Source organism: Microvirga lupini, assembly GCF_014191055.1.
Taxonomy (GTDB): Bacteria; Pseudomonadota; Alphaproteobacteria; order Rhizobiales; family Beijerinckiaceae; genus Microvirga; species Microvirga lupini_A.
Genome location: NZ_JACHWB010000008.1, coordinates 84,234 through 104,475, shown reverse-complemented (window position 1 = coordinate 104,475; position 20,242 = coordinate 84,234). Strand labels below are relative to the sequence as shown.

Sequence of the window (20,242 nt, the reverse complement as noted above, 5' to 3'; positions counted from 1 at the left end):
CTTGCCGCGCGCGCACACTTTAGGCTGCCTGAGCACCTTGAGACGAAAGATTCGTATCACCCCATTGCTTCATGGCCATGAGCACCGGTTCAAGACTCCGGCCGCGGGCCGACAGGGAATATTCGACTCTCGGCGGAACCTGGGCATAGACCCTGCGGACGATGAGCCCGTCGGCCTCGAGCTCGCGCAGCTGGTGCGTGAGCATGCGCTGCGTAACGTTGGGGATGAGCCGGCGCAGCTCGTTGAAGCGAAGCGTTCCGCGCAGGAGCTTGTACAGCACGACGATCTTCCACTTGCCGTCGATGAGGCTGAGCGTGCGCTCGACAGCGCATCCCTGGACCCCCGGAACCTTCGAAGACACCTTTGGCATTACGGTATCCTTTTTGACACTATGGGCTGTTTTTGTGCGTTCTTGCGCCCTCAGACACTATGCTCAACTATGGTTCTATAGCATCGGACCCAAAAGTGGAGGCCACTTTTGGGATCTATTCGATGCTTAGCTTTTAAAAGGCGCATCGTGTGGACCGGAAAGCCGGGTCCACTTTTCCGCACGATGCGCGAACAGGAGACAAGCCATGCGTGCCGTCGGCTACCACCAATCCCTTCCCATCGACCAGGATGCCTCCCTCATCGACGTCGAGCTGCCCCGGCCCGAGCCGGGCCCGCGCGATCTGCTCGTTGAAATCAAGGCTGTGTCTTTGAATCCCGTGGACACCAAGGTCCGCATGCGGGCCCAACCCGAGCCGGGCGGCGTGAAGGTACTGGGGTTCGATGCCGCCGGCATCGTGCGCGGGGTGGGCGCGGAGGTCTCCCTCTTCAAGGAGGGCGACGAGGTGTTCTATGCCGGGGCGATTACGCGTCAGGGCACCAATGCGGAATTCCATGTGGTCGACGAGCGGCTGGTGGGGAGAAAGCCCCAATCCCTCAGCTTCGAGGAGGCGGCCGCCCTGCCGCTCACCACGCTCACCGCCTGGGAGACCCTGTTCGACCGGCTGGACGTGAAGCGCCCGGTCAAGGGCGCGGCTCATGCTCTTCTGATCGTCGGCGCGGCCGGCGGCGTGGGCTCCGTGGCCCTTCAGCTGGCGCGCCACCTGACGGACCTGACCGTGATCGCCACCGCCTCGCGTCCCGAGACGCAGGCTTGGGCCAAAGAACTTGGGGCTCATCATGTGATCGATCATAGCCAGCCGCTGGCCGCTCAGGTGGAAGCCCTCGGCATCGGCGCACCGGCCTTCGTGTTCTCGATCACCCATACGGACACGCATTTTCCAGAAATCGCCAAAGCCATTGCGCCTCAAGGGCGCTTCGCGCTCATCGACGACCCGAAGGCGCCCCTCGACATCAGCCTCTTGAAAGGAAAGAGCGGGTCGATCCACTGGGAATCCATGTTCACCCGCTCGACCTTCCAGACCGCCGACATGGCACGCCAGCACGAGATTCTCACCGAGGCCTCGCGGCTGGTGGATGCAGGAACGATCAGGACGACACTCTCGGATGTGATCGGACCGATCAACGCGGCCAACCTCAAGCGGGCGCACGCGCTCATCGAGAGCGGCCGCACGCGCGGCAAGATCGTGCTGTCGGGGTTCTGAGGATCCTCCGATCCGCTTTTCGTCATCACGGCCTTGTGCCGGTGATCCCAATTGGAAGACGCAGCGCTCTTCACATTGGGATAGCCGGGACAGGCCCGGCCATAACGTGGAAGAGTATGAGCTCTTGCTCAATCGCTTCGCGAGAAAAGAAGGGTTCGCGATCCATCAGATCGCAAACCCTTGAAAAGAAAAGGCTGCCCCGTAAGGCAGCCCTGTGTCTCGACTGTTGTGGCCCGGCTCTCCAAACGACCCGGAGGGCTGGGGGGCTGACGTGTCCAGGCCATTCGATGAGCCGGGCCGTCGAGGCAACTTGAGTATTTACGGGGTTCAGTGCGGCTCCATTTCGGCGCGAATGAGGCAGGAATAAGATTTGCAAAGGAGGCGGTGATTCATTGTGTCCTGACGGGTTGATCCGTTAGCCGCCTCAGCCCATCATCAGGTGATGTTAACAGCCATGGGAGGCATCATGAGCGAAGGTGACATCGCAGAGCCGCTGCGCGGCGGCTTGGGCCAGGGCTCGGCCCATATCGTGCCCTTCCCCGCCGCGCCGAGACAGGTGTCCTTCGACCGCTCCGAGTTGCAGGCCATTCTCAACCTCTACGGCCGCATGGTGGCTGCCGGCGAATGGCGCGATTACGCCATCGACTTCATGCCGGACAAGGCCGTGTTCTCCATCTTCCGCCGCACGTCGGAAATGCCTCTCTACCGCATCGAAAAAGACCCGAAACTCGCCAAGAAACAGGGCGCGTATTCGGTTATCGTCTCGACCGGCCTGATCCTCAAGCGCGGGCACGAACTCGACCGCGTGCTGCGCGTGCTCGACAAGCCCAAGGTGGTGGCGAATTAGTTTGCAGGGATAGGTCGGGTCGGCGGCTCGCCCATTCCGCGTCCGAGCGGGCGCTGCATCAGCACGGTGGAGAGCCAGCGTCCGTGCTTGTAGCCGATGCCCTTGAGAATGCCGGCGGGCTCGAAGCCGAGGCTTCTGTGCAGACCGATGGAGCCGTGCGACTCCTCATCGCCGATCACCGCCACCATGAGCCTGAAATCCAGCGCTTCGCATTGCTCGATCAGCGCCACGAGGAGAGCGCGCCCGATGCCCTGGCCCTGTGCTGACGGCGCAACATAGATCGAGTCTTCAACCGTGGAGCGATAGGCAGGTCGTGTGCGGTAGGCGCCCGCATAGGCATAGCCAAGAAGCTCCCCCTCCCGCTCCGCCACGAGATAGGGATAGCCGCCTTTCAGAATGTCATCGCGGCGGCGCGTCATCTCGGCGTCTGCGGGAGGATCAAGCTCGAAGGATGCCGTGCCATGCGTCACCGCATGGGCATAGATCGCCGTGATGGCAGTGATATCGGTTTCGCGAGAAGGACGGATGACGAAGCTCATGCCCCTTCTCTAGACCATTTTCAGGTTGCCTTGGAAGTGGCGCGGGCTCGCCAGGGCTGTCTTTATTCCTTCCTCAGGATTAGCATGAAACATCATGAGAAGGGGTTGCGGGTGAACCAGCTCAGCCCAGGCGAAATGCAGCCGGCCGTCACATCCCGTGCGCAGAACTATGTCGTCTGGAGCGCGATCCTCGGCTCCAGCATGGTGTTTGCCGACGGGGCCATTGTGACCGTCGCGATCCCGCAGATGCGCGAGAGCCTGCAGGCGTCGCTGGCCGAGATGCAATGGGTCACCAATGCCTACGCGTTGACATTGTCCGCCTTCCTGCTCCTCGGCGGTGCGGCCGGCGATGCCTATGGTCTGCGACGAATCTTCATGATCGGCATCGCCTGCTTCGGCCTGACATCCCTGTGGTGCGGCCTATCGCAGTCCGCCGGGATGCTGATCGTGGCCCGGGCTTGTCAGGGTGTCAGCGGCGCCCTGCTGGTGCCGGGCTCCTTGGCGCTCATCAGCGCCCATTTCCCGCCGGATGCCCGGGGCAAGGCCATCGGCACCTGGGCGGCCGCGTCCGCCATCGCGGCGGCGCTCGGGCCGATCCTCGGCGGATGGTTGATCGATATCGGCCCATGGCAGGCGATCTTCTGGATCAACGTTCCGGTGGCCGTGCTGGCGCTCTGGCTCTGCTGGAGGCATGTGCCGGAAAGCCCGACCCTGGAAGATGCCACCATGGACTGGCTCGGCGCTGTCCTTGCGGTCCTGGGGCTCGGCCTCCTCGCCTATGGGCTGACGGCGCTTGGTGAACGGGATGCTCAGCGGAGCACCGCTCTCCTGCCGGCGATGACCGGCGCCGTGATCCTCGTCCTCTTCGTGCTTCACGAAAGGCACAGCGCCACCCCGATGATGCCGCTCGACCTGTTCCGCGTTCCCGCCTTCGCCAACGTCAATGCGCTGACCCTGCTGCTCTACTTCGCGCTCAGCGGGGCGTTGTTCTTCCTGCCCACGGTGCTGATCGAAGCCCATGGCTATTCCGCCGCGCGGGCAGGCTCTGTGTTCCTGCCGTTTACGCTCGTCATGGCCGTGCTCTCCCGCCTCGGCGGCGTCATGACCGACCGGTTCGGCACCCGCATGCTCCTCACGGTTGGGCCGCTCATCACTTCCTTAAGCTTCGCGCTTCTGGCCCCTGCCGTCGTCCATGGCGGCTACTGGCTCGCAGTCGTGCCGGTCATGGCCCTGATGGGCTTGGGGATGGGCATCACGGTCGCGCCCCTGTCGACCACGGTGATGAATGCCGCGCCCGACGACCGGATCGGCGTGGCCTCGGGAATCAACAACGCGATCTCCCGCGTCGCAGGCCTGATCGCCGTCGCCGGTCTCGGCGTCGTCGCCACTTTGGGATTCCAGTACGCCGCCTCTTGGGCCAGCCCGGAGATGGCGGATCTCTTCACGCAGGCGACCTTCGGCACCGCGCCGCCAATGTCGGTGTCGCCGTCCAATGGCGTGAGAGAGATCTATGCCACGGCCATGATCGGCGGGTTCGGCTTGGTCGCGCTGATCTGCGCCGCTGCGGCGGCGGTGAGCGCCTATTTCGGCTATCGTTGTGCAAGTGACTCGCCACCCCTTTCATTTGAGGGTTAACTGCGTCTGCTGGGGCCAAACTCTGACGGACGAGGTGAGCCATGGCCATGTATCTCACACGCTTCAGCTACACGCCCGAGACCTGGGCGCGCCTGATCGAGAACCCCGAGGACCGACGCGCGGCGGCGAGCTCGTATATCGAGTCGGTCGGGGGAAAGCTGCACGGATTCTGGTACGCCTTCGGCGAACACGATGGCTGGAATCTATGGGAGGCACCGGACAACGTGTCGATGGCGGCGGTCGTGCTCGCCATCGGAGCAGGAGGCGCGCTCCGTTCCACCGAGACGACAGTCCTCCTCAGCGTCGAGGAATTGATGTCAGCTCTCGGGAAGGCGAAGTCGGTCAAATACCGCCCGCCAGGATCCTAGAGCTCCGCTAAAACAAAAGCCCCGGCTTTTCGGCCGGGGCTTCGTGATCAAACGATCCGCTCGTCCTTACTCGTTGCGGTTGCCCACGAGAGCCAGGAGGAACTGGAACATGTTGATGAAGTCCAGGTACAGCGTCAGGGCGCCGAACACGGAGACCTTGGCGGCAGCCTCGGAGTCGAAGTTGCCGTACAGGTACATCTCCTTCAGCTTCTGCGTGTCGTAGGCCGTGAGGCCCGCGAAGATCAGCACGCCGATCACCGAGATGCCGAACTGCAGGGCGCTCGACGCGACGAAGATGTTCACGATCGAGGCCAGGATCAGGCCGACGAGGCCCATGATCAGGAACGAGCCCATGCCGGACAGGCTGCGGTTCGTGGTGTAGCCCCACAGCGACAGCGAGCCGAAGGCCGCGGCCGTGATGAAGAACACCTGGACGACGCTCGCGCCGGTGTAGCGGATGAGAAGCGTCGACAGCGAAGCACCCATCACCGCCGCAAAGGCGAAGAAGGTGCCGCGGGCAGCGGCCGCCGTCATCCGGTCCATCCGGAACGAGAAGAAGAAGATAAAGGCCAGAGGCGCCAGCGCCACGACCCACATCAGGGGCGAGCCATACAGGGTCGCGCCGAACTGGGTTAGGCCGACACCACCCATCCGGGCAACCGCTTGCGACGGATCGCTCGTGGTGGCCAGCATGTTGATGCCGAGCGCGACCAGGGCCGAGATGGCAAGGCCCAGGACCATGTTGTTGTAGACGCCGAGCATGAAGGCGCGCAGGCCCTGATCGACCTGAGCCGCCGTCCGGGCAAAGCCGGTGCCATAGGCGTTTTGGTTTTGCTCATACGGTTGCATCGAAGTCCTTTCCTCGCGGTATCCCGTTGTTCCCTCGAAGGGCTGGAAATCAGCCCTTGGCCGCCGCGTTTGTCGGCGACATGCAAAATATGAGGGGACGCCCCCTTTTCCGCAAGGGGCAAGGTCAAGCTTCAAATCTTCGTGAACCAAGAAAAATGAAGAGCAGAGTTGATGCTGCTCCTCATCAAGCTTTTCGCGCTCCTTTGTAACGCGACCGGCTGCGCGCCGCTTAAAGATTTCTTAAATACTGGGCCGGTTTTTGACTTAAGATACGCCAGGTTCCCGCCAGCCCTAATCCGACGCTCACCAGAACGGCCAAGGCTGAAGCCAAGATGGCGCCCGAGAGATCTAAGGTAAAGCTTAGGTTCATGACGCGGTCGACGATGAAATAGGCGGCGAGCGATCCTGCCAACAGGCCGAATACGGCGGTTGCGGCGCCTAAGAGACCGTATTCGAGCGCATAGGCCGAGAGCAGCCGGGTCCGGGTGGCGCCTAAGGTTTTCAGCACCACCGCATCGTAGAGCCGCGCCCGGTGGCCGGCGGCGAGCGCGCCTGCGAGCACCAGAAGGCTTGCGATCAACGCAATGGAGCTGGCGCCGCGAATCGCCATGACGAGCTGCGAGACCACGTCGTTGACGGCCTCCAGGGCATCCTTCACCCGCACGCTCGTGACCATGGGATAGGCCTGGGCGGAGCTGCGCAGGATTCTTGCATCGAGCGCCGCGTCGGAGCCGTTCGGGAAGGTGACGGTGGCGAGATGCGTGTGCGGCGCTCCCGCGAAGGCGTTGGGCGAGAACACCATGACGAAGTTGATGCCCATGGAACGCCATTCCACCTCGCGCAGGTTGGAGATCGTAGCGCTGATGTTGCGCCCCAGCACGTTGACGGTGATCTCGTCGCCGATCTTGAGGCCCAAGCCTTCGGCGATCTTCCGGTCGAAGGAGACCAGCGGCTTGCCGCGATAATCCTCCGGCCACCATTCGCCCTGGACGATCTTCGAGCCCTCCGGCGGCACCTTGGCATAGGTGATGCCGCGATCCCCCGAGAGCACCCAGACGATGTCCTCGCCAGCCTTGATCTCGGCCACGGGCCGCCCCCCCAGGGTCACGAGACGACCGCGCATCATCGGCACGCGCTCGATCTGGGCGTCGGACGCCTGCTGCTTCAGGAAGCTCTCGAAGGCATCGGCCTGCTGGTTCGGGATATCGAGGAAGAAGAAGCTCGGCGCCCGCTGCGGCAGGCTCTGCGTCAACTGGCGCGTCAGGTTGGTGTCGATGAGCGCCAGCGTGACCAGAAGCGTGATCCCGAGCCCCAGCGACAGCACCAGGGAGGGCGTGAGCGCACCGGGCCGGTGGATGTTGGCGAGCGCGAGCCGCGGTGCCGTCCTGCGGGGGCGCGGCAGGCGGCGGGCGAGTGCCATGATTCCCATGGCAACGAGCCGCAGAAGCAGGAACGACCCGGCGGCCGCACCCACGAACATCAGGGCAATCCGCCGGTCGTACGCCGCCAGCAGCGACAGGCCCACGAGCGCCACGACGGACAGCGCCAGCGCCGTCACATAGCGCTTGCGCGGCCAGCGCCGCTCCGGGTCGATCTGGTCGCGGAACAGGCCGGAGACCGGCACGTCATGGGCTCTCCCTAAGGGCGCGATGGCAAAGACCAGCGCGGTGAGCGCTCCATAGAGCAGCGCGATGCCGAGCTCGCTCCAGGCCAGCGTCGGCTGGATCGGGATCGGCAGGAGATGGCCGAACAGTCCGGTGATCACGAACGGCAGGGCCGCCCCGAAGGCGAGGCCGATGCCGATGCCCACGATGGCGATCAGCATCACCTGCGTCAGGTAGAGCATCACCACCTGACCGCCGGGAGCACCGAGGCTCTTGAGGGTGGCGATGGAGGCGCGCTTGCGGTCGACGAAGCCGCGCACCGCATTGGCGACCCCGACACCGCCCACGAGCAAAGCTGTGAGGCCGACCAGCGTGAGGAATTGGGTGAAGCGCTCGATGTTGCGGGCAAAGCGCGGATCGGCGTTGAGCCGCGTGCGGATGTTCCAGCCGGCCTCCGGCAGGACGCGGCCGGCCTCGGCCTCGATCCGGTTCAGGCCTTCTTCCGTCGATTGCTCGGGCGGCAGGGTGAGCCGGTAGGTCCAGCGTACGAGGCTGCCGGGCTGAACGAGGCCGGTGGCGGCAAGCGTTTCCTGCGAGAGCAGGAGACGCGGTCCGAAGCCGATGCCGTCGGCGATCTTGTCGGGCTCGGACACGAGACGCGCCCGCAGCTCCACATTGGCGGCGCCCACCGTCACCCGGTCACCCACCTTGAGGTCGAGCCGCGCGAGGAGCGCCGGATCCACCGCCGCTCCGAAGGCGCCGCCCCGCTCGGCGAAGAGCTCGGCGGGGGGAAGCTGCGGATCGGTTTCGAGGTCGCCGACCGTGGGATAGCCGGCGTCGACCGCCTTCATCTCCACGAGCCCGGAACCCTTGTCGCCCGCCACCGCCATGGCCCGCATGGTGGCAATCACGTTGACCCGGCCCTTCGATTCAAGGAACGCCCGCTCAGGTCCGGCCGCTTCGCGCTGGATCAGAGAGAAGGCCATGTCGCCGCCGAGAATGCGGCGTCCCTCGCGGGAAATGCCCTCCGTGAGCGACCGGGACAGGGACGAGACGCTGGCAATGGCCGCAACGCCCAGTGCAATGCAGGCGAGGAAGATGCCGAAGCCCTTGAGGCCTGCGCGCAGCTCGCGCAGCGCCAGGCGCAGCAGGAGCGGCAGGCGGGACGACGGAGAGCGCTTCTGCGGCGTGGCCGGAAGGGTGCCGTGCATGGGTTTTTCCTTACGCCACGGCGGAGGCGGCATCGGCCTCCAGCTGGCCAGAGCGCAGGCGCACCATGCGGTCGCAGAGGCGGGCGAGGTTGAGATCGTGGGTCACCAGAACCAGGGTGGCGCCGCGGTCGCGCTTGAGGGCAAAGAGCAGATCGACGATGGACCCGCCCGTGTTCTCGTCGAGGTTGCCGGTGGGCTCGTCGGCCACGAGGATGGCCGGATTAGGCACGATGGCGCGGGCAATCGCCACCCGCTGCTGTTCGCCACCCGAGAGCTGCGCCGGATAGTGATGGAGACGATGGCTAAGGCCTACGGCCTGCAGTTCGGCCTCAGCCCGCTCGAAAGCGTCGTCCTCCCCGGCAAGCTCCAGGGGCAGCGCCACGTTTTCCAGGGCCGTCATGGTGGGCACGAGGTGGAAGGACTGGAACACGATGCCGATGCGCCGGCCCCGGAACCGCGCCAGCGCATCCTCGTCGAGGCCCGACAAATCGGTGCCGTCGACGACGACCTTTCCCGAATCGGGGCGCTCAAGGCCGGCCATGGTCATGAGCAGGGTCGACTTGCCCGAGCCTGAAGGACCGACGAGCCCCACCGCCTCGCCTTTGGGGATATCGAGGGAGATGCCCTTGAGGATATGCACCCGCGCGGCCCCGCGCCCGAGGCTCAAATCGACATCGTGCAGCGCGATGGCCTTGTCCTGCATGCCCGTTCACCCGATCTGTTGGAAACTTGAAATTTTCCCGGTTCTAGTCCGGCAGATATGGGAAGCCTATCGATGAAGCGCCAATCCGGCCCATTCATGACGATCATTTTTGCGTGTGCGGCGGCGCTTGCCGCCATGATCGCCCCTCTTCCGGCCACTCAGGCGCAGAGCCAGCCGATCCGCCTCGTGGCCCTGGGCGACAGTCTGAGCGCAGGCTATGGCCTGCCGCAGGAGGCCGCCTTCCCGGTGGTGCTGGAGCGGGCGCTCAAGGCCAAGGGGTACAAGGTGGAAGTCGCCAATGCAGGCGTCTCCGGCGATACCACCTCCGGCGGCCTCGACCGGCTCGATTGGTCGGTTCCCGACGGCACCGATGGGGTGATCCTGGAACTCGGCGCCAATGACATGCTGCGCGGGCTCGACCCGGCGCTCGCCCGCAAAAACCTGGAAGCCATCGTCGAGCAGCTTAAAAGCCGCAACATCCCAGTCATGCTGGCCGGCATGTATGCCTCGCGCAATCTCGGGCCGGACTACGTGCAGAAGTTCGACAGCGTGTATCCGGACATTGCGAAGAAGCACGACCTTGTGCTCTACCCGTTCTTTCTGGACGGAGTCGCCGGCGAGCGGTCCCTCAACCTGCCCGACGGCCTGCACCCGACGGCCAAGGGCGTAGAGATCATCGTCGAGCGCATCCTGCCCACCGTCGAGAGCTTTCTCGCCCGTCTTGCCCAGCGCTGATCCCGGTCGGCGCCCCCTTCCTGCCTGAACGCGGCGGCGATTACCGTCGTGAGGAGCTTATGCCTATGGAATACCGCCGCCTCGGCCGCACGGACCTCAATGTCAGCCTCATCTGCCTTGGCACGATGACCTGGGGCCAGCAGAACACGGAGACCGATGGTCACGCGCAGATGGATTATGCCCTCGACCAGGGCGTCAACTTCTTCGACACCGCCGAGCTCTATTCGATCCCGCCCCGCGCGGAGACCCAAGGCTCGACGGAGCGGATCATCGGCTCCTGGTTCAAGTCCCGCGGCACCCGCGACAAGGTGATCCTCGCCTCAAAGGTGGTGGGGCGGTCCGACAACACTTGGTTCCGCGACGACGGCTCCAAGGCGGAGCTGTCGCGCAAGCAGATCGAGGAGGCGGTGAACAAGAGCCTCAAGCGGCTCCAGACCGACTACATCGACCTCTACCAGATCCACTGGCCCGACCGGCCCATGCCCTGGGGCTCGAATCCGACGATCTTCCGCCATCAGGACGGCCCCTCCCATCCCATCGCCGAGACGGTCGAGATCATGACCGACCTGGTGAAGGCAGGAAAGATCCGTCATTTCGGCCTCTCCAACGAGAGTGCCTGGGGCACCATGACCTTCCTCAAGCACGCGGACGCCAAGGGACTGGCGCGGGTGCAGTCGATTCAGAACGCCTACAACCTCCTCAACCGCACCTATGAGGTGGCTCTGGCCGAGGTGACGATGCATGAGAACGTGAGCCTGCTCGCCTATTCGCCGTTGGCTCAAGGCTATCTCACGGGCAAGTATCTCGACGGCGCACGCCCGGCCGGCGCACGCACGACCCTGTTCGAGCGCGGCCAGCGTTACGAGAACCCGACCGCCGAGGCGGCGATCCGCAAGTACATCGCGCTGGCCAAGGAATTCGGCCTCGACCCGGCCCAGATGGCACTGGCCTTCGTCAACTCCCGCGCGTTCGTGACGTCCAACATCATCGGCGCCACCTCCATGGAGCAGCTGAAGACGGACATCGCCTCCATCGACGTCACGATCACGCCGGAACTGGAGAAGCGCATCGACGCCATCCACGTCGAGCACTGCAATCCGTGTCCGTGACGACACCCCGGTGTCATTCCCGGCCGGAGCGTAGCGGAGGGGAAGGGAATCCATAGCGCTGCGGATGATCGTGGATCCCCTTCCCGGTCCTACGGACCGCCGGGGATGACACCTGAGGATCCGGAACAAACCCCTCGCACCAATCGTCTGAATCGACATCAGCAACCTCGGGAGGTGCCGCATGCCACGCCTGTTCACCGGCATCGAGATTCCGCCCGAGATCGCCTTGGCGTTGTCGAGCTTTCGCGGTGGGCTTCCCGGTGCACGCTGGATCGACCCTGAGAACTACCACCTGACCCTGCGCTTCATCGGCGATATCGATGAGCGCATGGCCGACGATGTCACGTCGATTCTCGGCGAGAGGCGCCAACGGGCTCCGGTCACCATCACTATCGATGGGCTCGACAGCTTCGGCGGGGGAAAGCCTCGGGCGGTTTTCGCCCGAACCTCCGGCAACGGCGAGCTGAACGAGCTGCAGGCGGAGCAGGAACGCCTCCTACGCCAGGTCGGCCTGAACCCTGAGACGCGCAAGTTCACCCCGCACATCACCCTGGCGCGCCTGAAACACGTCTCACCTGTCGATGTGGCGGATTACATCGCAACCCGCGGCCACTTTCCCAGGCTCACCTTCACGGCCGACCGGTTCGTGCTCTACTCGTCCCGCGCCTCCGTGGGCGGTGGGCCCTACGTGATCGAGGCGGCTTATCCCTTAAGCTAGGCCTCGATCTCCTGATGCAGGCCTGTTACAGCCTGCTCATGGCGTCTCTTATCTTCATCACCCATCCGGAAGTCGTCATCGATCCAAGCCAACCGATCCCCGAATGGCCTCTGAACGCCATTGGGCGCGCCCGCATGGAGCGGTTCGTGGATCTGCTCGCAGACCGCAACGTCACGGCCGTCCATGCCAGCACGGAGCGCAAGGCCACGGATGGTGCCGCGATCGTGGCCGAGCGGCTCGGACTTTCCTACAAAGCGCACGACGATCTCGGCGAGAACGACCGCTCGTCCACGGGCTTCATCGCCCCGCCGGAATTCTGGACGGTGGTGCGTGAATTCTTCGGGCGGCCGCACGAGAGCATTCGCGGCTGGGAGCGCGCCATCGACGCGCAGACACGGATCGTGACCGCCGTCGGCAGAATCCTGCGGGAGGACCAGACCTCCGGTGACATCGTAGTCGTCTCCCACGGCGCCGTCGGCTGCCTGCTCACCGCTCATCTGCAGCAGGTCGAGATCGGGCAGGAAAGCCGCCCGCAGCATCCCGGCGGCGGATGCTTCATCGTCATCGATCGCAGCACGTTCACGCTGACGCAGGACTGGCGCGCGATCGAGGACGGGTTCGCAGTTTGAGTGTGCACCAGAATCCCCATTGTCATTCCGGGCTCGCCTTCGGCTTGTCCTGAGGATGACACTGCCGCTTTTCACACTTGCATCCGTCATGTCTTGGGAATAGCCCCTCTCACGACACCAGGACTGAACCGATCCCATGATCTCCAACCGCATCGCGCAACTGGCGCCGGGCGTTGCCCTTTGCGCAGCGATTGCGTTCGCCGCCATGGGTCTCCAGTGGATCGAGGAGCATTGGACCGGCCGGCCCTGGCTTGAGGCTCTCGTCATCGCGATTCTGCTCGGCACTATTGTTCGAACCCTATGGAGCCCTGACAGGCGCTGGGCTCCCGGCATCGGGTTTTCCGCCAAAACCCTGCTCGAGATCGCCGTGATGCTGCTTGGCGCTTCGATCAGCTTCCAGGCGGTGCTCGATGCGGGCCTTGGCCTCATCCTGGGCATTGCCGTCGTGGTGGTCCTGGCCCTTGGCGCCGGCTATGCCATCGGGCGGGTGCTCGGCCTGCCGAAGCGCATGGCGGTGCTGGTGGCTTGCGGCAACGCGATCTGCGGCAACTCGGCGATTGCGGCGGTTGCGCCAGTGATCGGCGCGAGACCTGCGGATGTGGCCTCCTCCATCGCCTTCACGGCCATTCTGGGCGTGATCGTCGTGCTCGCCCTGCCCGTGCTGGTGCCGCTCATCGGCCTGTCGATGACGCAGTACGGCGTGCTGGCGGGCTTGACCGTTTACGCCGTGCCGCAGGTGCTCGCCGCCACGGTGCCGGTCGGCCTTGTGAGCACACAGCTCGGCACCCTCGTGAAGCTCGTGCGTGTGCTGATGCTGGGTCCGGTGGTGATCGCGCTATCGGTCGTGGTAGGCCGACAGGCGGAAGGAGCGAAACCAAGCCTTGCTTTTGGCCGGCTTGTGCCTTGGTTCATCATCGGCTTCCTAGGCCTCGCACTGCTGCGCTCCCTCGGTGCCATTCCCGAGGCGCTCCTGCAGGTCGTGATGCCGACTGCAACTCTTCTCACAATCATCTCGATGGCGGCCCTGGGGCTTGGCGTGGATCTCAAGGTGCTGGCTAAGGTCGGCGGGCGGGTGACGCTCGCCGTGACGCTTTCTCTTCTGGTGCTGATCGCGATCAGCCTGGGGCTCATCCGGCTGCTCGGCATCGCGTGATGCCCTTGAAACTGTGCGTTGCGGCGTCATCACTAGAGCATCGTGCGGACCCAGCGGGCCGCGCTAGCGAAAAGTGGCCCCGGTTTTCCGCTCCGAACGATGCTCTCATTCATGGAGGAAGCATCGGATGGACCCCAAAAGTGCAAATCCACTTTTGGGTTCGATGCTTTAGGAGACATGTTTTCTCAAGGTGAGACCGCCGATGCCCCGATTATCCGATTCTGAGCGCCAGGAACTGCTGCCCGCCCTCGACGGCTGGGCGATGGTCGAAGGCCGCGACGCGATCACGAAGCGCTATGTCTTCGACGATTTCAGCGCGGCTTTCGGCTGGATGACCCGCGTGGCGCTCGCCGCCGAGGCGATGAACCACCACCCCGAATGGTCGAACACCTACAACCGGGTCGAGGTCACCCTCGCGTCCCATGATGCCAAGGGCCTCACGCGTCGCGATGTCGAACTCGCGCAGCGCATGGACCAGATGGCCGCCGGGCTGACGAAGAGGTAGGCCATGGCTGAGCCCCGCATCCTGACGGGCGGCTGCGCCTGCGGCCAGCTGACGTTCCAGACTCAAGGCGAACCGAAGCGCGTTGGCCTGTGCCATTGCATGACCTGCCGCAAGATCAGCGGCGCGCCCTTCAACGGGTTCGTGATCTACCCTGTCGATCAGGTGACGATCACGGGTGAAACGAAGACTTGGTCTGCCACGCCGGAATCCGAGCGCTGCTTCTGCCCCGTCTGCGGCTCGCAGGTGTTCGACCGGGATGCGGGCGACGAGATCGAGATCAAGCTCGGCGCCTTCGACGAGCCGAACCTGTTCACGCCCACCTATGAAGCCTGTGCCAAGCGCCGCGAGCGCTGGCTCTGCATCTCGGATGTCAGGAGCCTTACTGAGCATCGGGGCAAGGTTGCCTGAGGACTATCGTCACTCAAAGATCATACTCTCTATCAATAGAATATTTTCTTGAATTGTTGAGATATCTTGGCTTCTCACTCTCTATTTAGAGAGTAATTAAATTTAGAGAGTAATTAATACGATTATATTCCAAAATTTACTCTCTTTTCTGTGTTGTTACAATATTAAAGAACATTTTCTGCAATTTCAACTTGACTGAATCCCACTATCATCATTTAATGTAACTTTGTTGCTAATTATGCAATGCTTTATGAAGTTATGAGCAATCCAATGGCAAAATCGATCCTCACACCCAAGAAGATAAAGCCGACTCAAACACCGCCGGAACCCGAGAAATTCAGCATCGTCATGGACGGCACTGACGGAAAGGACGTGCTGTTTGCAACCCGCGGTGACGACACCATCAATGGCGGCGCAAACAACGACCTTCTCTTCGGTCTCGGCAATCGCGGCGGAGCCGACGGTCACGACAAACTCTATGGAGGCGCCGGTAACGACACGCTCATCGGCGGTCCTGGCAACGACCTGCTCGATGGCGGCGAGGGCATCGATACGGCCGCTTTGTCGACCGATACAGTCATGTGGATGCCTCGAAGCGGCGCCCGGGTGGACTTCGCCCTCACCGGCGCTCAGAACACGCGCGTCGGCACGAAGACCTTCGTGTCGATCGAGAACCTGATCGGCACTCTCAAGGCCGATACGCTCAAAGGCAACGATGTCGACAACAGCTTCTTCGGTGACGCAGGCCGCGATACGCTCTGGGGCCGGGCCGGCAACGACGTGCTGGATGGTGGCATCGGCAACGACCTGCTCAACGGCGGCGATGGCGACGACCTGCTGACGGGTGGGCTTGGCAACGATCGTCTCACCGGTGGCAGCGGCAGTGACACCTTCGCCTTCGCTCTCAAGTCGGCGAAGAGCCGCAGCAACATCGATACCATCACTGACTTCGCGGCAGGGCAGGACAAGATCAGCTTGCTGGGGCCTGGCCTCAGCAGCTCCAAAGAGGGTGGCTTCCTGGCCGAAAAGGCTTTTCACATCGGAGCCCTGGCCCGCGATGCGGACACCCGCATCTTCTACAATGTGGACAACGGGAAGCTCTATTTCGATGCCGATGGCACGGGAGCCCAGGCCGCCATCCAAGTGGCGAAGCTCGGCAAGGGCCTCAACCTGACTCATGCTGACTTCGTGCTATAGTCACCACCGCTGGAGCGGGCGGGCTGTCACAACGACAGCCTGCCTATGAATGCTGACTTACTTCGGCTGCATGCGCAGCGCCCCGTCGAGGCGGATGCCTTCGCCGTTGAGCATGTCGTTCTCGATGATCGCCTTGACGAGATTCGCATATTCCTCGGGGCGGCCGAGACGCGACGGGAACGGCACGTTGGCTTCCAGGGCCTTGCGGTAATCCTCGGCAATGCCTTCAAAGAGCGGCGTGTGGAACAGGCCCGGCATGATGGTCATCACCCGGATGCCGAAGCCCGAGAGATCGCGCGCGACGGGAAGCGTCAGGCCCAGCACGCCGCCCTTGGAGGCGGAATAGGCCGCCTGCCCGATCTGCCCGTCCTGAGCCGCCACCGACGAGGTGTTGACGATGACGCCGCGCCCGCCGTCCGGCGTCACGGGATCGAGGCCCGCCATCGCGGCGGCGCATTTCGAGATCATCGCATAGGTGCCGATCAGGTTGATCTCGACGGCGCGGCGGAAGCTCGCGAGATCGTGCGGGATCAGCTCGCCGGTCTCGCGCTTCTTCGAGACCGTGCGCTTGCCCGGCGCAATGCCAGCGCAGTTGACGAGGATGCGCTCGATGCCGTTCGCGGCCCGGGCCTGAGCCAGCGCCGAATCGATGGACGCCTCGTCCGTCACGTCGGCCCGGCAGAAGACCGCGCCGATTTCCTTGGCAACCTGCTCGCCGCGCTCGGCGTTCATATCCAGAATGGCCACCTTCGCGCCGCTGGCAGCAAGCATGCGGGCCGTGGCCTCGCCGAGGCCCGAAGCGCCTCCGGTGACGACGGCTGCCATCAATTTGTCGAGCTTCATCGCTTTTCTCCCTGTGTCGGGACACGTCTTACGGTATCCTCGACGGAACGGGAACGCAGACCATGGAAGGAACAGACCGGATGAGCGAACCCTTCATGAAGCCTTTCTCCAAGGCCGAGATGGAGGCCATGCGCCAGGCGACTCGCGACGAGGAGGGCCTCAAGCGCCGCTTCTGGCAGAAGTTCAAGCACGTCGCGGGCAAGATCCCCTTTGCGGAGGATCTCGTGGCCGCCTTCTACTGCGCCACCGACCCGTCGACCCCCAGCCGCGTGAAGCTGATTCTCCTGGGCGCCATCGCGTATTTCGTATTCCCGACCGACGCGATCACGGACCTTCTGCCCCTGATCGGCTTCGCCGACGATGCCGCCGTGCTCGCCGCAGCCATCACGCAGGTCGCCGGCTCAATCACGGAAGAGCACAGGGAGAAGGCGAGAAAGACCTTGGCCGAGACGCAGGAGTGAAAGCTCAGCGACAGTGCTGTGCCGCGAAGCCGAAAGAGAATATATACTTATTGCAATGTTACTGCATGTCGATATAAGTGATTCCCGTTAGCAAGAAAGTGATTTCAACTCCTCCGGCATTTCAAAAACGAACAAGCTTTGAAGATTACTGAACGGGTCGCTCAGGCGGCCCTTTTTATTGGGCTGCGGTTCAGCCGGAACAGACATTCTTGAAGCAACCGCCACGTTTCGACGCATCGCCAATGTCCCGGCACCGTCCTAACGGAGATGGTGAAAAGTTCTTAACCATCCGCCTTTATGGTCCGCCCCATGATTCCTGCATCTTTCCAGCGCGGCATCGCCGCGGGCATCCTTTCCGCCCTCGTCGTCATCGGCACCGGACCTGCAGCCCTGGCTCAGGCCCAGCGTTCGACGCAGCCTTCGACCCGTTCTGCTCCGGCTAAGCCTGCCGCCAAGCCGGCAGCCAGCGCGGCCAAGCCGTCTCCCGCCAAAACGACACCGGCCAAGTCGACGCCCGCCAAGCCTGCCGCAGCGGCAGCGGCCGGAGCGGCGGCGGCCGCCACCGCGGCCAAGCCGGCCCGGGCCGCAAGTCCCGGCGGTTCGCTTGTCACCTCCTATGGCGACTGGGAGGTCTACATGGCCCAGAGCGGCCGCTCGAAGATCTGCTATGCGCTGAGCCGCCCGAAGGACTGGACGCCCAAGGGCGTCAGCCGCGATCCGGCCTATCTCTTCGTCTCCTTCCGGCCGGCTGAGAACGTGAAGAACGAAGTGGCGTTCGAGTTCGGCTTCACGGCTAAGGAGAACGGCCCAGCCGAAGTCTCCGTGGGTAACACGTCCTACGCCCTCGTGGCCAAGGCCACCAACGCCTGGTTGAAGAACCCGGCCGAGGAAGGCCAGGCCATCGCCACCATGGCGAAGAGCGGCACCATGACGGTGAAGACGCAGTCGGCCCGCGGCTCGAACCTGACCGACCGCTATTCCCTCAACGGCTTCACCAAGGCCTTGGAGCACGCCCGTAAGGAATGTGCCTCGTAAGGCCCTTGCACGGTTGAAAATCGATCCTTCTATGAGCATCTCCGGGCCTGAGGCCCGGATTTTGCGTTTCGACGCTCACTTTTCCGGCGCAATCGTGTTATAAGACCGCCGAACTCCCAACAACGAAGGCATGATCTCCTATGGCGACGGTGCTCGACATCGCCAAGCGCAACCCCAATGCGGCTCCTGTTGCCGTGAGCGATGCCGCGCGCGCGGCCGGGTTCATCGAAAAGACCGCGGAACTGACCGTCGCGGCGGGAGCTGCCCCCGGCGGCGCCTCGCTCGTCGGCCTCACCCGCGACCAGCTGAAGGACTCGCTTAGCCAGATCGGCGTGCCGGAGCGCGAGCTCAAGATGCGTGTGGCCCAGCTCTGGCACTGGATCTATTTCCGCGGCGCCAGGGATTTCGCCGAGATGACCAATATGGGCAAGGAGCTGCGCACGAAGCTGGCAGCCGCCTATACGCTCGCCCGTCCGCAGGTGGTCTCCGAGCAGGTCTCGAAGGACGGTACCCGCAAGTGGCTGATCCGCATGGCCTCTACCGGCCCCCTCGACAAGGGCGCGGAGATCGAGTGCGTGTATATTCCGGAGGTCGACCGCGGCACGCTCTGCGTGTCGAGCCAGGTCGGCTGCACGCTCACCTGCTCCTTCTGCCACACAGGCACCCAGCGCCTCGTGCGCAACCTGATCTCGGCCGAAATCGTGGCTCAGCTCATCGTCGCCCGCGACTCCATCGGCGACTGGCCCGGCGCAACCCCGCCGGAAGGCGCCTTCGTTCCCAGTGACGGTGGACGCTTCGTGTCCAACATCGTGTTCATGGGCATGGGCGAGCCGCTCTACAACACCGACAATGTGGTCGCCGCCATCGACGTGATGTCGGACGGCGAGGGCCTGACCCTCTCGCGCCGGCGCATCACCGTCTCCACCTCCGGGGTCGTGCCGCAGATGGAGCGCCTCGGGGCCGAGGCCAACACCATGCTGGCGATTTCGCTCCACGCCGTGCGCGACGAGCTGCGCGACGAGCTGGTGCCGATCAACCGCAAATACGACATCAAGCAGCTGCTCGATGCCTGCCGGGCCTATCCCGGCCTGTCGAACGCGCGCCGCATCACCTTCGAATACGTGATGCTGAAAGGTGTGAACGACTCGGACGCCGACGCCCGCAAGCTCGTCCAGCTGCTGAAGGGCATTCCGGCGAAGATCAACCTGATCCCCTTCAATCCCTGGCCCGGCTCCAAATACGAGTGCTCGGACTGGGAACGGATCGAGCGCTTCTCCGAGATCGTATTCCGGGCCGGCTATGCCTCGCCCGTGCGCACCCCCCGCGGCCGCGACATCCTGGCCGCCTGCGGCCAGCTCAAGAGCGAGACCGAGAAGCTGCGGGCCCGCGCCCGCATGATGGCCGAACAGGGCATCGGCGCCGAGGGCGTCTACGCGGTGGGGATCGGGGAATAACTCCTGCTGATGAGGCCGGCGGATTCGCCGGCCTTTTCATGTCACCGCGCGCGGGTCGTCGTTCTTTCCGCCCGTTTCTCCGCCGTCATGGCGGATGATGCTGATCCGGCCGTCGCCTTCGATGAAGGCCTTCTTCACATCGGACGGATCGTCGATGCCCTGCTGGCGCAGCTGGCTCATGAGCTCCTCGACCGTGATCATCTCCTGGCGCATGTTCCGGCGCAGAAACTGTCCATCCCTGATCAGCTGCAGCGGCGGCGGACGGGTGAAGCGCTGGATGAAGGGGACGTGGTAGCCGAGCCAGTCGATGGCGAAGTTCCAGAATACGATGGTGAGAACGAGGAGCACGCCTTCGGGAATCGACTTGTACTCGTGCGCCATGGCGTTCTGGGCCGCATCGGCGATGAGCACGATGACGAGCAGATCGGCGATCCCGATGACGCCCGATTGCCGTTTCATGAAGAAACGCAGGATCGTGAACAGCACGATGTACATGATCGTGCCCCGGGCGACGATCTCCAGAAGAGAATGCTCCGGCACGAACATGGCGGCCCAATCGACGTCCATGACCCCTCCCTTGCGGTTCAGCTTGGAAACTAGGGCTCGGGACGGAGACGGCCATTCTCGGGCCACGCTTGGGAAAGCTT

General features: G+C 63.8%; 22 protein-coding genes. 15 read left to right on the top strand and 7 right to left on the bottom strand.

The window, feature by feature from the left end; genetic code table 11:
• Nucleotides 1-19: 19 nt before the first annotated feature.
• Nucleotides 20-370 (bottom strand): winged helix-turn-helix transcriptional regulator, encoded by a 351-nt coding sequence (locus FHR70_RS21235; RefSeq protein WP_183453983.1) that lies wholly within the window; start codon nucleotides 368-370, stop codon nucleotides 20-22.
• 205 nt (nucleotides 371-575) lie between these two features.
• Here FHR70_RS21235 and FHR70_RS21230 point away from each other — a divergent pair, with 205 nt between their 5' ends.
• Nucleotides 576-1,592 (top strand): zinc-binding alcohol dehydrogenase family protein, encoded by a 1,017-nt coding sequence (locus FHR70_RS21230; protein WP_183453981.1) that lies wholly within the window; start codon nucleotides 576-578, stop codon nucleotides 1,590-1,592.
• A 466-nt stretch (nucleotides 1,593-2,058) separates the two neighbouring features.
• On the top strand, nucleotides 2,059-2,439 hold the full coding sequence (locus tag FHR70_RS21225; RefSeq protein ID WP_183453979.1) for a DUF2794 domain-containing protein: 381 nt from the start codon (nucleotides 2,059-2,061) through the stop codon (nucleotides 2,437-2,439).
• On the opposite strand, the gene FHR70_RS21220 is transcribed toward FHR70_RS21225, so the two are convergent.
• On the bottom strand, nucleotides 2,436-2,978 hold the full coding sequence (locus FHR70_RS21220) for a GNAT family N-acetyltransferase (protein WP_183453977.1): 543 nt from the start codon (nucleotides 2,976-2,978) through the stop codon (nucleotides 2,436-2,438). The genes FHR70_RS21225 and FHR70_RS21220 overlap by 4 nt on opposite strands.
• Nucleotides 2,979-3,062: 84 nt before the next feature.
• Here FHR70_RS21220 and FHR70_RS21215 point away from each other — a divergent pair, with 84 nt between their 5' ends.
• Together FHR70_RS21215 and FHR70_RS21210 are read left to right on the top strand one after the other, a co-directional pair.
• Nucleotides 3,063-4,613, top strand: coding sequence for an MFS transporter (locus FHR70_RS21215; protein WP_246408385.1), 1,551 nt, complete (start codon nucleotides 3,063-3,065; stop codon nucleotides 4,611-4,613).
• 41 nt (nucleotides 4,614-4,654) lie between these two features.
• Entirely contained in the window at nucleotides 4,655-4,981 is a 327-nt protein-coding gene (locus tag FHR70_RS21210) for a GYD domain-containing protein (RefSeq protein ID WP_183453975.1), read from the top strand.
• A 66-nt stretch (nucleotides 4,982-5,047) separates the two neighbouring features.
• Here the strand turns inward: FHR70_RS21210 and FHR70_RS21205 are convergent, their stop codons facing one another.
• The 3 genes from FHR70_RS21205 to FHR70_RS21195 form a co-directional block, all read right to left on the bottom strand.
• Nucleotides 5,048-5,830 carry a Bax inhibitor-1/YccA family protein gene (locus FHR70_RS21205; RefSeq protein ID WP_183453973.1) on the bottom strand — a complete coding sequence of 261 codons (783 nt, stop codon included), beginning with the start codon at nucleotides 5,828-5,830 and terminating at the stop codon, nucleotides 5,048-5,050.
• Between the two features lie 229 nt (nucleotides 5,831-6,059).
• Nucleotides 6,060-8,645, bottom strand: a complete 2,586-nt coding sequence (locus FHR70_RS21200; protein WP_183453971.1) for an ABC transporter permease — start codon at nucleotides 8,643-8,645, stop codon at nucleotides 6,060-6,062.
• Between the two features lie 10 nt (nucleotides 8,646-8,655).
• Nucleotides 8,656-9,348, bottom strand: a complete 693-nt coding sequence (locus tag FHR70_RS21195) for an ABC transporter ATP-binding protein (protein WP_183453969.1) — start codon at nucleotides 9,346-9,348, stop codon at nucleotides 8,656-8,658.
• Between the two features lie 72 nt (nucleotides 9,349-9,420).
• Here FHR70_RS21195 and FHR70_RS21190 point away from each other — a divergent pair, with 72 nt between their 5' ends.
• The 8 genes from FHR70_RS21190 (at nucleotide 9,421) to FHR70_RS21155 (ending at nucleotide 15,802) form a co-directional block, all read left to right on the top strand.
• A complete protein-coding gene (locus FHR70_RS21190; RefSeq protein WP_183453967.1) occupies nucleotides 9,421-10,083 on the top strand; it encodes an arylesterase in 663 nt (220 codons plus the stop codon).
• Nucleotides 10,084-10,148: 65 nt separating this feature from the next.
• The gene (locus FHR70_RS21185) at nucleotides 10,149-11,192 is read left to right on the top strand and encodes an NADP(H)-dependent aldo-keto reductase (RefSeq protein WP_183453964.1); all 1,044 of its coding nucleotides are present in this window, start codon (nucleotides 10,149-10,151) and stop codon (nucleotides 11,190-11,192) included.
• Between the two features lie 181 nt (nucleotides 11,193-11,373).
• Nucleotides 11,374-11,910 (top strand): RNA 2',3'-cyclic phosphodiesterase, encoded by a 537-nt coding sequence (thpR, locus tag FHR70_RS21180; protein ID WP_183453962.1) that lies wholly within the window; start codon nucleotides 11,374-11,376, stop codon nucleotides 11,908-11,910.
• A gap of 38 nt (nucleotides 11,911-11,948) precedes the next feature.
• The gene (locus FHR70_RS21175) at nucleotides 11,949-12,539 is read left to right on the top strand and encodes a histidine phosphatase family protein (RefSeq protein ID WP_183453960.1); all 591 of its coding nucleotides are present in this window, start codon (nucleotides 11,949-11,951) and stop codon (nucleotides 12,537-12,539) included.
• A 136-nt stretch (nucleotides 12,540-12,675) separates the two neighbouring features.
• Entirely contained in the window at nucleotides 12,676-13,692 is a 1,017-nt protein-coding gene (locus tag FHR70_RS21170) for a YeiH family protein (protein ID WP_183453958.1), read from the top strand.
• A gap of 202 nt (nucleotides 13,693-13,894) precedes the next feature.
• Complete coding sequence (locus FHR70_RS21165) at nucleotides 13,895-14,197, top strand: 4a-hydroxytetrahydrobiopterin dehydratase (protein ID WP_183453956.1); 303 nt, start codon at nucleotides 13,895-13,897, stop codon at nucleotides 14,195-14,197.
• A 3-nt stretch (nucleotides 14,198-14,200) separates the two neighbouring features.
• The gene (locus tag FHR70_RS21160) at nucleotides 14,201-14,605 is read left to right on the top strand and encodes a GFA family protein (RefSeq protein ID WP_183453955.1); all 405 of its coding nucleotides are present in this window, start codon (nucleotides 14,201-14,203) and stop codon (nucleotides 14,603-14,605) included.
• Between the two features lie 270 nt (nucleotides 14,606-14,875).
• A complete protein-coding gene (locus FHR70_RS21155; RefSeq protein ID WP_183453953.1) occupies nucleotides 14,876-15,802 on the top strand; it encodes a calcium-binding protein in 927 nt (308 codons plus the stop codon).
• A 57-nt stretch (nucleotides 15,803-15,859) separates the two neighbouring features.
• Here FHR70_RS21155 and FHR70_RS21150 read toward each other — a convergent pair whose 3' ends face one another.
• Nucleotides 15,860-16,645, bottom strand: a complete 786-nt coding sequence (locus FHR70_RS21150) for an SDR family NAD(P)-dependent oxidoreductase (RefSeq protein ID WP_183453951.1) — start codon at nucleotides 16,643-16,645, stop codon at nucleotides 15,860-15,862.
• Nucleotides 16,646-16,725: 80 nt separating this feature from the next.
• On the opposite strand from FHR70_RS21150, the gene FHR70_RS21145 reads away from it, so the two are divergent.
• The 3 genes from FHR70_RS21145 (at nucleotide 16,726) to rlmN (ending at nucleotide 19,595) form a co-directional block, all read left to right on the top strand.
• Nucleotides 16,726-17,106 carry a YkvA family protein gene (locus tag FHR70_RS21145; protein ID WP_183453949.1) on the top strand — a complete coding sequence of 127 codons (381 nt, stop codon included), beginning with the start codon at nucleotides 16,726-16,728 and terminating at the stop codon, nucleotides 17,104-17,106.
• Nucleotides 17,107-17,415: 309 nt separating this feature from the next.
• Nucleotides 17,416-18,141, top strand: coding sequence for a hypothetical protein (locus FHR70_RS21140; protein ID WP_183453947.1), 726 nt, complete (start codon nucleotides 17,416-17,418; stop codon nucleotides 18,139-18,141).
• 140 nt (nucleotides 18,142-18,281) lie between these two features.
• Nucleotides 18,282-19,595: a dual-specificity RNA methyltransferase RlmN gene (gene rlmN / locus FHR70_RS21135; protein WP_210277729.1), complete on the top strand. Its 1,314-nt coding sequence runs from the start codon at nucleotides 18,282-18,284 to the stop codon at nucleotides 19,593-19,595.
• 36 nt (nucleotides 19,596-19,631) lie between these two features.
• On the opposite strand, the gene FHR70_RS21130 is transcribed toward rlmN, so the two are convergent.
• The gene (locus tag FHR70_RS21130; RefSeq protein WP_183453945.1) at nucleotides 19,632-20,162 is read right to left on the bottom strand and encodes a DUF421 domain-containing protein; all 531 of its coding nucleotides are present in this window, start codon (nucleotides 20,160-20,162) and stop codon (nucleotides 19,632-19,634) included.
• Nucleotides 20,163-20,242: the final 80 nt, after the last annotated feature.